At 71.2% G+C, this 13,242-nt stretch carries 13 protein-coding genes; 5 read left to right on the plus strand and 8 right to left on the minus strand.

Translation table 11 applies throughout. From position 1 onward, the window contains the following. Positions 1–83 precede the first annotated feature (83 nt). Positions 84–1,025, plus strand: a complete 942-nt coding sequence (locus ACWGJB_RS16360; protein ID WP_453380830.1) for a hypothetical protein — start codon at positions 84–86, stop codon at positions 1,023–1,025. A gap of 3 nt (positions 1,026–1,028) precedes the next feature. On the opposite strand, the gene ACWGJB_RS16365 is transcribed toward ACWGJB_RS16360, so the two are convergent. The 8 genes from ACWGJB_RS16365 to ACWGJB_RS16400 form a co-directional block, all read right to left on the minus strand. Then, entirely contained in the window at positions 1,029–1,799 is a 771-nt protein-coding gene (locus ACWGJB_RS16365) for an SDR family NAD(P)-dependent oxidoreductase (protein WP_453380831.1), read from the minus strand. Positions 1,800–1,840: 41 nt separating this feature from the next. Next, positions 1,841–2,860, minus strand: coding sequence for a LysR family transcriptional regulator (locus ACWGJB_RS16370; RefSeq protein WP_453380832.1), 1,020 nt, complete (start codon positions 2,858–2,860; stop codon positions 1,841–1,843). Positions 2,861–3,043: 183 nt separating this feature from the next. Continuing rightward, positions 3,044–4,000 carry a fumarylacetoacetate hydrolase family protein gene (locus ACWGJB_RS16375; RefSeq protein ID WP_453380833.1) on the minus strand — a complete coding sequence of 319 codons (957 nt, stop codon included), beginning with the start codon at positions 3,998–4,000 and terminating at the stop codon, positions 3,044–3,046. A 3-nt stretch (positions 4,001–4,003) separates the two neighbouring features. Next, complete coding sequence (locus tag ACWGJB_RS16380; RefSeq protein WP_453380834.1) at positions 4,004–5,410, minus strand: FAD-binding oxidoreductase; 1,407 nt, start codon at positions 5,408–5,410, stop codon at positions 4,004–4,006. Positions 5,411–5,418: 8 nt separating this feature from the next. Next, complete coding sequence (locus tag ACWGJB_RS16385) at positions 5,419–6,387, minus strand: cyclase family protein (RefSeq protein ID WP_453380835.1); 969 nt, start codon at positions 6,385–6,387, stop codon at positions 5,419–5,421. Then, the gene (locus ACWGJB_RS16390) at positions 6,384–7,388 is read right to left on the minus strand and encodes an amidohydrolase family protein (RefSeq protein WP_453380836.1); all 1,005 of its coding nucleotides are present in this window, start codon (positions 7,386–7,388) and stop codon (positions 6,384–6,386) included. Before ACWGJB_RS16390 ends, ACWGJB_RS16385 begins: the two co-directional genes overlap by 4 nt. Further along, a complete protein-coding gene (locus tag ACWGJB_RS16395) occupies positions 7,385–8,509 on the minus strand; it encodes an FAD-dependent monooxygenase (protein WP_453380837.1) in 1,125 nt (374 codons plus the stop codon). The genes ACWGJB_RS16390 and ACWGJB_RS16395 overlap by 4 nt, the downstream gene beginning before the upstream one ends. A gap of 66 nt (positions 8,510–8,575) precedes the next feature. After that, positions 8,576–8,881 carry an antibiotic biosynthesis monooxygenase family protein gene (locus tag ACWGJB_RS16400; RefSeq protein ID WP_351736269.1) on the minus strand — a complete coding sequence of 102 codons (306 nt, stop codon included), beginning with the start codon at positions 8,879–8,881 and terminating at the stop codon, positions 8,576–8,578. 241 nt (positions 8,882–9,122) lie between these two features. On the opposite strand from ACWGJB_RS16400, the gene ACWGJB_RS16405 reads away from it, so the two are divergent. The 4 genes from ACWGJB_RS16405 to ACWGJB_RS16420 are packed head-to-tail and all read left to right on the plus strand — an operon-like array spanning position 9,123 to position 13,124. Continuing rightward, positions 9,123–10,103 (plus strand): fumarylacetoacetate hydrolase family protein, encoded by a 981-nt coding sequence (locus ACWGJB_RS16405; protein ID WP_453380838.1) that lies wholly within the window; start codon positions 9,123–9,125, stop codon positions 10,101–10,103. Beyond that, positions 10,100–11,035, plus strand: a complete 936-nt coding sequence (locus ACWGJB_RS16410) for a VOC family protein (RefSeq protein ID WP_453380839.1) — start codon at positions 10,100–10,102, stop codon at positions 11,033–11,035. The genes ACWGJB_RS16405 and ACWGJB_RS16410 overlap by 4 nt, the downstream gene beginning before the upstream one ends. 29 nt (positions 11,036–11,064) lie before the next feature. Further along, positions 11,065–12,366 (plus strand): histidinol dehydrogenase, encoded by a 1,302-nt coding sequence (hisD, locus tag ACWGJB_RS16415; protein WP_453380840.1) that lies wholly within the window; start codon positions 11,065–11,067, stop codon positions 12,364–12,366. Further along, entirely contained in the window at positions 12,363–13,124 is a 762-nt protein-coding gene (locus ACWGJB_RS16420; RefSeq protein WP_453380841.1) for an SDR family NAD(P)-dependent oxidoreductase, read from the plus strand. Before hisD ends, ACWGJB_RS16420 begins: the two co-directional genes overlap by 4 nt. Positions 13,125–13,242 lie beyond the last annotated feature (118 nt).

Here is a 13,242-nt window from a genome sequence, read left to right on the forward strand (position 1 = left end):
TGGCACCGCAACGGATGTCCGCAATCCATAACGGTCATGGCCGGGACGGGACTTGATATCGGGTTATGCCTTATCTTCACGACATGTCCACGCCACCGCAGCAGCCGCCGTCCTCTCCGCAGCAGCCGCCGTCGACTCCCCAGCAGCCCCCGCAGCAGCCTTTGCAGCAGCCGGACCAGCCGCCGGCGACACCGCCCCAGCAGCCCCAGCCGACCGCGTACCCGTATCCGAACCCGCAGTCGCCGCCACCGCCGAACCCCTACGCCCAGCCGACCCTCGTCAACCAGCCCGTGCCACCGCCGCAACAGGGCACGCAGCAGGGCAACCCCTATGCCGTACAGCCCGGTTACGGCTACCCGCCCCCGACCGCACCACCATCGCCGTCGGCGGGCGGGAACGCGGCCGGGAGAGCCGTGCTGTGGGCCGTCGTGGGCGCGGTGGTCGCCTCCGCCGCCTGGGCGGGCGGCATCTTCCTGACCGGCGGCTTCGGCACCGGCGCCGATCTGCGCGGCTACCAGGCGCCCGCGAACCTCTGCTCCGGCGCGGACTACTCGTCGTTCAAGGACGAGTACCCCGTCGACGACTCGTCCCCGACGAAGAACGTGCTGAAGGACCCGGCGCTGGACGAGAGTTACTGCAGTCTCAGTCTCAAGAAGACCAGCTCCAGCTACGGGGACGCCTATCTCACCATGACGGTCGACCTGCACAAGAAGACCGACCCGGGGCCGGAGTTCACGGCCACCTGGAAGAAGTACGGCGACAGCCACACGGACTACGACGTGAGCCCGGTGAGCGGCATCGGCGAGGAGGCCTACCTGGTCACCCAGGACACCAGCAACGGCTCCACCACCAGCGGCTCGCGGTACGCCACGCTCGCGGTGCGGGACGGCTGGATGACGTACACCATGTACTACAGCGCGTACTTCTCCTCGTACGACAGCGACACCGACCCGCCCACCCTCGACGACGTGACGGGGTGGCTGAAGACGGACACCAGGTCCACGCTGGAGCAGCTCAAAAGCTGACGCTCAGCCCCGGTCCAGGGCGTCGGTGATCGCCTTCACCGGGCCGTGGGCCGAGTAGCCGCCGTCGACGGTGATCTCCGCGCCGTTGACGTACGACGCCTCGTCGGAGAGGAGATAGACGACGAGCGGCGCCACCTCGTCGACCGTGCCCGGGCGGCCCTGGGGCGTCATGGCGAGGTGGGCGGTGACGAACACCGGGTTGGCGGTCGCCATCAGCGGGGTCTCGATGTAGCCGGGGTGGACGACGTTCGTACGGATGCCGCGCGGGGCCAGTTCCAGGGCCGCGACCCTGGACAGCCCGCGCAGCGCCCACTTGCTGGTCGTGTACGCGACCGCGTGATGCGCGGTGAGCCCGGCGACCGAGCCGACGTTAACGATCGACGAGCCGGCCGGCATCAGCGGGGCGAGGGCCTGGATGCCGAGCAGGGCGCCGGTGGTGTTCACGGCGAACGCCCGGTTCCAGTCGGCGAGTTCGACCTGGCCGAGCCGGGCCCGCATCGGGATGCCCGCGTTGTTCACCAGACCGTGCACGACGTCGAGGGAGGCGGCCAGCGCCGCCCAGTCCTCCGGCGAGGTCACGTCCAGACGGGCATACCGGACGTCGAGACCGTCGGCGTGCAGGGCGGCGGCGTGCTTCTCGCCGGCCTCGTCCAGTACATCGGTCGCGATCACCGTGGCGCCCTCCCGGGCGGCCGCGGCCGCCTCCGCGGCTCCCTGGCCCTGTGCGGCTCCGGTGACGACGACGGTACGGCCCGCCAGGCGCGTGCGGCTCACGGCTTCCTCCAAGGGGATACGGGAGTGTCCTCCCGTCCACGCTAGGAAGCCGCGGACAGCTGCGGAAACGCGCGCTCGGGATGGCTGGCATCCGCCCCGTCGATCTCGCCTGGGATCTCGGCCGGGATCTCGCCCGGGTTCTCCTCTGCGGCCTCCTGGCCCAGCGCGGCCCCGACCCTGCGCACCGTGTCCCGCAGCCAGCGGTGGGCCGGGTCGGCGTGCCGGTTGTGGTGCCAGTACATGGCCTCCACCAGCGGCACGTCCGGGAACGGCGCCGGTACGACCGCACAGCGCGCGAAACCCTCGTACCGCCTCGCCAGCCGTTCCGGGACCATCGCGACCAGGTCCGTGCCGCTCACCAGGAACGGCAGCACGCTGAAGCCGGGCGTGCTGACCTGGACCTTCGGGGTGATCCCGAGGGTCTCCAGCTGGCGCTCGGCGGGGGTGTGGCTCTTGCCGATGGCGCAGGCCGCGTGCGGCATCTCCGCGAGGTCCCGGAGGGTGAGCCGCCCGTCCACCAGGCGCGGGTTGTCCGGGTCGACGAGGCACACGAACCGGTCGTGCATCACCGCCTCGCTGACCCCTGGGAGCTGGTAACCGAGCGGCACGATCATCAGGTCGTGGCAGCGCAGATGCGTCTCGGTCTCCAGCTGGCCGTCGACGATCGGGTGGAAGTCGATCCGGACGCCCGGCGCCTCGGCCGCGATGACCCGCAGCAGCGGCTCCACGAACACAGTCATCACATAGTCCGACATGACCACGGAGAAGCGCTGGCGGCTGCGTCCGGGGTCGAAGTGCCGGGTCAGCGACAGCGCCTCCTCGGCCTTCTGCAGCGAGCCCTGGACGACCGGCAGCAGCCGTTCCGCCAGGGGTGTCAGTTCGTACTCGCGGCCCACCCGGATCAGCAGCTCGTCATTGAAGTGCCGGCGCAGCCGGGCCAGCGAGCCGCTCATCGCGGACTGGCTGGTGGACAGCCGCACACCCGCGTGGGTGACGTTCTTCTCCTCCAGGAGCGCTTCCAGTGCCACCAGAAGATTGAGATCGATCGCTCCGAGACCCACGGGTGTCCCCTTCCGGCCGGCCACGTCATTGAAGCTTCGGTGAAACGGGAGGTTAACCAGCGGACGGCCGTCGAGGAAGGGGGTCGGGGCGACTCTCAGGGGATGCGATGCCAGGCATCCGGACACCGGATACCCCCAGGTGGGGGGCGTGCGCGCACCACAGGCCCCCCACAGCTTCGGGTGCTAGGGGCGGGGCGTGCGACCCCTCTTGCGGGCCCGCGGAAGATACGCGTCCGCCCGTCCGGGCACGATCCGGTTGGACACCGTGCCGAGCCCCTCGACGCTCAGCGTCACCTCGTCACCGGGCTTCAGCGGGGGCGGGGTGCGCTCTCCGAGCCGGCCCCAGAACTCCGCCAGCGAGCCCCAGCCACAGGTGCCCGAGCCGAGGATGTCACCGGGGCGCACCCAGGCGTCCCGGCTGGCGTAGGCGATCATCTCCTCGAAGGTCCAGGAGGTGTTGGCGAGGGTGTCCCGGCCGATCAGCTCCCCGTTCAGGGTGACCGTCATCTCCAGGTCCAGGAAGCCGTCCGGATCCCGCCGGTCCTGCACCTCGTCGGCGGTGACCAGGTAGGGGCCGAGCGTGTTGGCGAAGTCCTTGCCCTTGGAGAAGCCCAGGCCGAGGTTCTTCTCCGGCTTCTGCAGGTCACGGGCCGACCAGTCGTTGAAGACCAGGTAGCCGATGATGTGGTCCCCGGCCCGCTCGGGGGTGAGGTCGCGCCCGCTGCGGCCGATGACCGCTCCGACCTCCAGCTCGAAGTCGAGCACCGAGCAGCCCGCAGGGACCGGAACGTCGTCGTGCGCGCCGTAGGCGGCATGCGGGTTGGTGAAGTAGAAGTTGGGCGCCCGGTACCACTCCTCGGGCACCCGCTCCAGACCGTCCAGCGACTTCGACACACCCTCGATGTGAGCCTCGAACCCGACGAAGTCCCGGATCGAAGGCGGCTTCAGCGGCGGCAGCAGCCGCACCTGATCCACCGTCAGATCACCTGGGGCATCAAGGGCTTCGATGCCGGCCGCGTACAGCACGCCCGCCTCGACGAGGGTGAGGACGCTCACCCCCTCGGGCAGCGGGTGGATCACCCCGTCCCGCACCACACCGGCGCGCTCCTCGCCCTCGTGCTCGTATGTCGCGAAACGCATGGCTCACTGCTCCCAGTGGTTGGTGTTGGTGACGGTCCCGGCGCTCAGATAGCCGGCGAACACGCCCTGGGGATCACGGGCCGCCCGGATCTCGTTCAGCCGCCGCCACTGCTCGTCGCCCATGAACCTCACCTGCCGTACCGTGAAGTCGGAATCGCCCAGGTACTGGCCCGTGGTCACCGGCTCCATCGCCGCCATCGCCTCGTCCAGCCAGCCGCGCAGCTCCGCGTCCCGCCCCGGTTCGTCGTGGACGACATAGCTCGCGCAGTAGATCTCCGACTGCAACGAGAAAGCCATGTCCGGCAGTCGGCGCAGTGGGGCCATGGAGAACCAGATGGTGAAGGTCCCCCGGGTGGGGTGCTCGGTGAACGCCTTGCGGATCGCCGGGACGACCTCCTCGGCGGTGCCGGCCAGCCAGGCGTTGTCGACGAAGTAGCGGTGACCCTCCGGGTTGGCGGCGCGCTGCCCGGTCAACTGCTCCGCGATGGTGGTGGGACGGGCCTCGACCCGGAACAGGGCCCGGTCGGCGTACGGGTTGGCGTGCAGGGGCGCCAGCGCCTCGGCCGCCTCCTGGGGGGTGTCCGTCATCGCCACACCCGTCACCAGCAGCACCGGTCCGTCGAGATCGGGCGGGGTCTGCGTGAGGGCGACGATCTCCACCAGGTCGGAGACGGTGTGATGGGTGTGGTGCAGCCAGGTCATGACCTCGTCGAAGAGGTCCAGCGGGTAGGCGTGCACGGTGTGCGCCAGATGCCCGGGGAGCGGACGGGTGCGCAGATGGAAGCGGGTCACGACCCCGAAGAAACCCGGGCCCGCACCGCGCGCCGCCCAGAACAGGTCGCTGTGCCGCGTCTCGTCGGCACGGACCAGCTCGCCGTCCGCCGTGACCAGGTCGATCGCCACGATGTTCTCGGCCGCCCAGCCCCAGCCGCGCGCGTTCCAGCCCTGCCCGCCCTGGAGCAGGAAACCGCCGATGCCCACCGACGGACAGTGCCCGCCGTTGAAGAACCGCCCGAACTCCCCCAGATACGGATTGAGTTCGTCGCCGCCCTTGACGCTGGGGGTGGCCGTGACGATCCCGGTCCGCGGGTCGTACGCCATCTCGCGGAAGCCGCCGAGGTCGATCAGCAGCGCGTCCCGGCGCACCGACCAGGCCGCCCAGCTGTGCCCGCCGGAGCGCACGGCGACCTGCCAGCCGCGCTCCAGGGCGAGCCGTACGCCCTCGACCACGTCCTGTTCGGTGGCCGCCTTGAGTACGGCGGCGGGAGTGCGGTCGGCCGGCCGGCGGGCGTTGAAGACCCGCCGGTACACGGCCTCCTCGAAGTCCTCGTCACCGGGGAGATGGAGGGTGCCGGAGAAGCGGTTCTCCCTCGGGGGTTCGGGGGTCGTCCCCCGATTGATCGCAGTCACCGGGCGGCTCACTTGACCGCGATGGGGTTGACGGGGGCACCGACCGCGCCGGTCACCGGCAGCGGTGCCGCCACCAGCAGGAACTCGTAGACACCGTCGGCCGCGCAGTCCTCCGCGATGGCCTCCAGGTCCCACATCTCGCCCAGCGGCAGGCCCATGTTGGGGATGGCGATCTGGTGCAGCGGCGACATCGCCGGCTCGGCGAACTCGTACGGCCGTACCTCAAGCCCCCAGGTGTCGGAGGCGATGGCCGCGATCTCCGTGCGGTGCAGCCAGCCGAGGGTGGTGAAGGACAGGCCGGGCGCGTCCCCCGCTGCGTAGCCGCCCCACTCGCCGAGCCGCCGCACCCGGCCCAGCTGGCCGGTGCGCACGAGCACGATGTCACCCCGGCGTACACCCGACGTGGCGCCCTGCGCCTCGATGGTGGTGCGCAGGTGCTCCTCCAGGATCGGGAAGCCGTCCGGGAGTTCACCGCGCGCGTCCCCGGCCGCCCGGCCGACGTCGAGCAGCACCCCGCGGCCGGTGAAGGCGTCCCGCATGTGCTCGATACCGGTCACGGAGTCGCCGTCACCGTTGACGATCGTGCACGGACGGCCGTTCCAGGCCTGCTTGTTGTCGTAGATGTGGCCCAGCCCGTCCCACTGCGTGGAGGCCTGGAGCGGCATCAGGACGTGGTCGTCGGCGCCGCCGAAACCGTGCGGGAAGCCCTGGGTGCCGGCCGCCGCGTCGGAGCCGGTGTCCCGCATGTAGTGCACCGGGTTGATCCGGCCCCGGAAGCCGCGCTGCGGTCCCGACTCGTTGAACTCCTGCGCCAGCGAGAAGGAGCGGCCGCGCCGGACCAGACCGGCGGCGTGCGCGCGGATCGCGTCGTCGACGAAGTTCAGCGTGCCCAGCACGTCGTCCTCGCCCCAGCGGCCCCAGTTGCGGTACAGGGCACGGGCCTTGGCGAGCTCTTCCTCGATGGGACCGACGGTCATCGGACGTGTCCTTTCAGCAGCAGTTCCAGGGCGTTGCCCCCGGCGATCGCGTCGCGCGCGACCGGGTCGAGACCGGCCGCGTCGAGCCGGGCCACCGGGTCCGTCACCCCCATGTCGAAGGGGTGGTCGGTGCCGAGCACCACCCGGTCCGCGCCCACCTCATCGACCAGATGGCGCAGCGCGCGGGGGGTGTAGACCAGGGCGTCGAACCACATCCGGCGCAGGTAGGAGCTGGGCGGTTCGGCGCAGCCGCGCGCGTCCGGCCGTACCCGCCAGGCGTGGTCGGAGCGGCCGATGTACGTCGGCAGATAGCCGCCGCCGTGCGCGGCCACCAGCTTCAGCCGCGGGAAGCGGTCCAGGACTCCGGTGAAGATCAGCCGGGAGAGCGCGACCGTGGTCTCGGTGGGCTGGCCGACCGTGTTGCCCAGGTAGTGCGTGGCGAGCCGCTCGCCGAGCGAGCAGCCCCAGGGGTGCACGAAGACGACCGCGCCCAACTCCTCGGCCTTCAACCAGACTTCGTCGTGCGCGGGGTCGGCCAGCTCGCGGCCCTCGACGGTGGTGGAGACGCTGATGCCGTACAGGCCCAGCTCGGTGACGGCCTTGTCCAGCAGGGCGACCGCGAGGTCCGGGTGCTGGAGCGGTACCGTGCCCAGGCCGTGGAGCCGCTCGGGCGCGGTGGCGCAGTGCGCGGCCACCGACTCGTTGACGGTATGGGCCAGTCGCACCGCCAATTCGGGGTCGGCCCAGTAGTGGTGCATGGGCATCGGGCCGACCACCTGGGTGTCGACGCCCATCGCGTCCAGGTCGGCGAGGCGCACCCCGACGTCCGTCAACTGCGGTGCGAGACGCTGGAGTTGCGCTCGGTTGACGGCCAGCGACTCGGGGGAGTGGGCGCGCTGCTCGGCGGCCAGCTCGGCCGCGAAGCCCCCGGTGCCCGCCACCAGGGCGTCGGCCTCGGGGACCGCGAGATGGCCGTGGAAGTCGACGACGGGCGTGCTCATGCGGCCACCGTCAGCGAGGAGAGCGTCTCCGACATGATCCGCGCCGGGTCGGCACCCGGGGTCTCCGGGTGGATCTCCCACTCGGCGAGCCGCAGGGAGTTGTCCAGCACCATCCGCACCCGCGGCAGCCGCCGGGCCATGAACCGGGCCAGCGCCCGGTCCAGGGGCTCGTCGCCGGTGACCAGTTCGGCCAGCAGCACCGCGTCCTCCATGCACATCGCGGCACCCTGCGCGATCAGCGGCGGACAGGCGTGCGCCGCGTCGCCGATCACCATCGCCCGGCCCCGGTGCCAGTCCTCGTCGACCAGCACCGCCTCGATCCAGCGGTAGTCCACTGCCGTGTCGTCCGGCAGCGAGGCGATGATCTTCCCCCAGGTGCCGCCGTACCCGGCGCCGCGCTCGCGCAGCAGGTCCAGCGAGGCGCGCGGGCCGATCAGGGAGGCGTCGAGGTTCTCGTCGAGGAGGTAGGCGTAGCACTGGTCGCCGGATATCGGGCTGTAGCCGGCCTTGTAGCGCGGGCCGCCGTAGTACACCTCGGCGCAGTCCATCTCGGCGGGCCGCTGAGCCACCACCCGGAAGATCGACATGCCGACCGGGCGGGGCTTCGCGGTGATGCCGATGAGCGCGCGCATCGCCGAGTTGATGCCGTCCGCGCCGACCACCAGGTCGTAGCGGCCGGCCGAACCGTCGGTGAAGGTGACATCGATGAGACCGGGGGAGTGGTCGAGGCGCTCGACGCTCAGGCCCAGGCGGACCGAGACGCCGTGCGCGTACACCGCGTCGCACAGCGCGTTCTGCAGGTCCGAGCGGAGTGCGCCCGCCGTGGACGGCAGGTCCGCACCGCCGGTGTGCGGGGTCTCCAGCTCGGTGATCAGGCCGCCGTCCGCCCGGCGCAGCCGCATGAGGTCGAACGGCACCGCCCGGGTCAGTACCCGGTCCAGCACGCCGACCGCACGCAGTGCCTTGAGCGCGTTGCCCTGGATGGTGATGCCATGGCCCACCCCGAACCACCGGGGCGAGATCTCGACCAGCTCCACCTCGACACCGCGCTGGGCGAGCGCGAGACACAGCATGCTTCCGGTGATGCCGCCGCCGACGACGAGCACCTTGTGAACGGGCATGGGCGATCCTTGCTCACGGTAGAAAGACCTCAAAGGAGAAAGACAAAGAGCAGCGGCCTGCGGCTGTCAGCCGGTGAAGCGCGGGCCCAGCTCGTGGTAGTGCTCGACGGCCGGCGGCGCGGCGAAGAACGGGCCGACCAGCGCCCGCCAGCGTGCGAACCGCTCCGACTCCCGGAAGCCGACCGTGTGCGCCTCGACCGACTCCCAGCCGACCAGCAGCAGGAAGGTCCGCGGCCGCTCGTCGCAGCGCAGCAGCTCCGCCCAGCGGAAGCCGCCGGCCTCGGCGAGCACCTCGCGGGCCTTGCCGAAGACCTCCGCGAATTCGGCTTCCCGGCCTTCCTCCACGGTCAGCTCGGCATGCTCGACCACCACGGTGTTCTCCTCGGGTTCGGGTGGCATCGAGCCTGGTCGGCGGTCCGTGCAGGGTCAACGGATCGAGGCATCGGCAAGGGGGACGGCATCCATCCCGTACGGCGATGGCGCCACCGCACGCCACTGCCGGCACGGGGTGGCAGCGCAGGCGATGGCAGGCATCGCCAACGGCCATTTCCGTCGACCGCGCCCGGTGCCTAGCGTCGAGGGCGAGCCCCCACCCGTACGAGGAGAGCCGCCCGTGCCCGAACCTTCCCCCTTCTCCGCAGGCCCCTTCCCTGCCGGCCCCTTCGCGCTCGGCACCTTCGGGGACGGCGCGGCCGTCTTTCCCGGGCTGGTCGCCGGCGCGCGGGTCCGTGACCTCTCCGGCCTGGTGGCGTCGGTACGCGCGCTGGTCGAGGACTGGGACACCTGGCTGCCCCGGCTGCACCGACTGGCCGACGACGCCGACGGCACCTGGCACGACCTGGCGGAGCTGCGGGTCCTGACACCGATCGAGCCGGGCCAGATCCTGCAGAGCGGCGCCAACTACCGCAAGCACGTGGTCGATCTGGTCGCCGCCGAGAAGGAGAGCGTGCACGGCGCCACCCCGCGGGAGGCCCGCGCCGACGCCGAGAAGATGATGGACGAACGGATCCGCGACGGAGTGCCGTACCTCTTCCTCGGATCACCGCGCGCGCTGTGCGGCCCCTACGACGACATCGTGCTGCCCGCGCTCGGTGATCAGCACGACTGGGAACTCGAACTCGCCCTGGTCATCGGGAAGTCGGGGAAGGACATCCCGGCCGAGGAGGCGATGTCGTACGTCGCCGGGTACACGATCAGCAATGACCTGACGACCCGGGACCGGCTCTACCGGCCCGACCTGAAGGCCATCGGCACCGACTGGTTCACCGCCAAGAACGCCGACACCTTCCTGCCGACGGGCCCCTTCCTGGTCCCCGCGGAATTCGTCGGCGACCCGGGTGACCTGCGGATCACGCTGCGGCACAACGGGGTTGTCCGGCAGGACGAGTCCACCAAGGACATGATCTTCGACATTCCGCGGCTGATCGCCTACGCCTCCGCGACCACCACCCTGCGCCCCGGCGACCTGCTGCTCACCGGCTCCCCGGCCGGCAACGGCGCGCACTGGAGGGTCTTCCTCAGGCCCGGAGACGTGATCGAGGCGGAGATCACCGGCCTCGGCCACCAGCGCAACACCGTCAGGAGCCACCCATGAGCTTCCAGCCCATCAGCCATCTGCGCCATGTCGATCTGGCCGTACCGGACTTCGCCACCCAGCGCGCCTTCTACGGCACCACCTGGGGCCTGACCGAGGTCGCGAACGACAGCGGGATCGCGTTCTTCGCCGCCGAGGGCAGCCCCGAGCAGTACATCGTCCGCATCCGCGAGGACGAGCGGAAGCGGATGGACCTCGTCGCCTTCGGCGCGGTGTCCCCGGCGGCGGTGGACGAACTCGCCGTACGGCTCGGCCGCGCCGGAGTGCGGATCATTCACGAGCCCCGGGCACTGGACACCCCCGGCGGCGGCTACGGGCTGCGCTTCTTCGACCCCGACGGACGGGTCGTGGAGGTCTCGGCCGACGTGGCCACCCGTACCCACCGCAGGATCGAGGAGCGCGAGGCCGTCCCAGTGCGGCTGTCGCACTGTGTGGTCAACTCCCAGGACCCGGAGGGGCTGCGCGACTTCTACGTCCGGCACCTGGGCTTCCGGCTCACCGACACCCTGTACTCCGCGCACATGGGTGACCTCATGTACTTCCTGCGGTGCAGTCCGCTGCACCACTCCTTCGCCATCGCCCGCGGGCCCCATGTGTCGCTGCACCACGCCTCGTTCGAGATGCGGGGGGTGGAGGAGTACATGCGCGGCACCGGGCGTGCGCTGCGCGCCGGGACCCGGCTCACCTGGGGGCCGGGACGGCACCTGGCGGGCGACAACACCTTCTCGTACTTCCACGACCCGCACGGCAACACCGTCGAGTACACCACCGAACTCGCCGTCCTCGAAGAGGACCTCTGGCACCCCGGCCGCCACGACGTGGCCGACCCGGTCACCCAGGACCAGTGGGGCACCGCCGACCCGATGAGCGAGTCGGTCGCCAAGGAGCAGTTCAACGACCCCGACGTGCTTTTCGAAGCGCCCCCGGTCTGACCCCGATCCTCCTGAGAAAGGCCGTAGTTGTGGCAGAGATCCTGAAGCACGCCGTGCCCGGGGCCGAGGTGGCCGCCACCCTCGACCAGGTGCGCGCCACCGTGTCCGGCGTCATCGCGGACATCCGCGAACGCGGCGACGCGGCCGTCCGCGCGTACTCCGAGAAGTTCGACCAGTGGAGTCCCGGCTCCTTCCGGCTGAGCGCCGAGGAGGTCGAGAAGATCGTCGCCTCGGTGCCCCGGCAGGTCATCGACGACATCACCTTCGTGCAGGAACAGGTCCGTGGCTTCGCCCGGCACCAGCTTGACTCCCTGCGCGAGTTCGAGGTGGAGACGCTGCCGGGCGTGCGGCTCGGGCAGAGGCACATCCCGGTGCAGGCGGCCGGCGCCTACATCCCCGGCGGGCGCTACCCGCTCACCGCCTCCGCCCACATGACCATCGTCACCGCCAAGGTGGCGGGCGTGCCGCGCGTGGTCGCCTGCACCCCGCCCATCCACGGGGAGATCCCGGCCGCCACCGTCGCCGCCATGCACCTGGCAGGCGCCGACGAGATCTGGCTGCTCGGCGGGGTCCAGGCGGTGGCCGCGATGGCCGTGGGCACCGACACCATGAAGCCGGTCAACCTCATCGCCGGACCCGGCAACGCCTATGTGGCCGAGGCCAAGCGCCAGCTGTTCGGCGAGATCGGCATCGACCTGTTCGCCGGACCCACCGAGATCCTGGTCCTCGCCGACGCGCGGGCCGACCCGTTCGTCTGCGCGGTCGACCTGCTCTCCCAGGCGGAGCACGGCCCGGACTCCCCGGCCGTGATCATCACCACCTCCCGCGAGGTCGCCGAGAAGACCATCGCCGAGGTCGAACGGATCCTGCCCGGCATGCCCACCCGCGACTACGCCGGACCCGCCTGGCGCGACCACGGCCAGGTCCATGTCGTCGACACCCTCGACGAGCTGTACGCTCTCGCCGACACGTTCGCCTTCGAGCACGTCGAGGTACTCACCACCGAGCCCCGCCTGGCCCTGGAGAAGATGACCCAGTACGGCGCCCTGTTCCTGGGCGAGGGCACCTGTGTGTCGTTCGGCGACAAGGTGATCGGCACGAACCATGTGCTGCCCACACGTGGTGCCGCCCGCTACACCGGCGGCCTGTGGGTGGGGAAGTACCTGAAGACGGTCACCTACCAGGAGGTCACGGACACCGCCTCGCAGGCCCTGCTCGGGCGGCTGTGCGGACGCGCGTCCCGGGTGGAGCTGTTCGAGGGCCACGCGCGCTCCGGCGACGTACGGGCCGCGAAGGCCGCGGGCGACGAGCTGCCCTGGAACGAAGGGTGAGCCTGGACGGCCGTACGGCCCTGATCACCGGCGGCGGAGGCCCGCTGGGCCGGGCGTTCGCGCTGGCACTCGCGGACGCCGGCGCCCGGGTGGTCCTCGTCGGCCGGAACGAGCAGGCCCTCGCCGAGGCGGCGGCCAAGGTGGGCGAAGCGGCCCGCACGGCGGTGTGCGACGTCTCCGACCCGGCGTCCGTCCGCACCCTGGCCCGTCAACTCGCCGACGAGGAGGTGTCGTTGCTCGTCAACAACGCCGGGGTCGCCGGACCGGTGCGGCCGCTTGTCGACATCGACCCCCACGAGTGGGACGACGTGTTCGCCGCCAACGTCCGCGGCGTCTACCTCATGTGCCGGGCCTTCCTGCCGCCCATGCTGGCCGCCGGACGCGGTGACATCGTCAACGTCGCCTCGGTCAGCGGCAAGCGCCCGCTGCTCCACCGCACGCCGTACACCGCCTCCAAGATGGCCCTGATCGGCCTCACCCGCACCCTGGCGGGCGAGGTCGGCCCCGAGGGGGTCGCGGTCAACTCTCTCTCCCCGGGCCCGGTCCGGGGACCCCGCATGGACCGCAACTTCCGGCTCACCGCCGAACTCACCGGCTGCACGGTCGAGGAGGCGGAACGTGACTTCGTCTCGCGGGCCGCGCTCGGCCGGCTGGTCGAGGAGGATGAGGTCGCACAGGCCCTGGTGGCGCTGCTCGCGATGCCCGGACTGTGCGGGGCGGACATCGACCTGTCGGCGGGGATGATCGCACCGGCGTAATCACCCGGGGAAATACGGCGAGGGGGGCGGCGCGGGGGGCGGCCCCCCCCCCCGCGGGGGGTACCCCCCCCCTGGCGAGTGGCCCCGGGGTGTATTCGCGGTGCAGTGGGCGGGACGA

It is taken from the genome of Streptomyces sp. NPDC054813, from assembly GCF_053611365.1.

Bases quoted from the DNA above. Each gene is read 5' to 3' on its own strand.
- ACWGJB_RS16360 (WP_453380830.1), top strand. From the start codon at position 84: ATGTCCACGCCACCGCAGCAGCCGCCGTCCTCTCCGCAGCAGCCGCCG.
- ACWGJB_RS16375 (WP_453380833.1), bottom strand. From the start codon at position 4,000: ATGCGTTTCGCGACATACGAGCACGAGGGCGAGGAGCGCGCCGGTGTG.
- ACWGJB_RS16385 (WP_453380835.1), bottom strand. From the start codon at position 6,387: ATGACCGTCGGTCCCATCGAGGAAGAGCTCGCCAAGGCCCGTGCCCTG.
- ACWGJB_RS16390 (WP_453380836.1), bottom strand. From the start codon at position 7,388: ATGAGCACGCCCGTCGTCGACTTCCACGGCCATCTCGCGGTCCCCGAG.
- ACWGJB_RS16395 (WP_453380837.1), bottom strand. From the start codon at position 8,509: ATGCCCGTTCACAAGGTGCTCGTCGTCGGCGGCGGCATCACCGGAAGC.
- ACWGJB_RS16410 (WP_453380839.1), top strand. From the start codon at position 10,100: ATGAGCTTCCAGCCCATCAGCCATCTGCGCCATGTCGATCTGGCCGTA.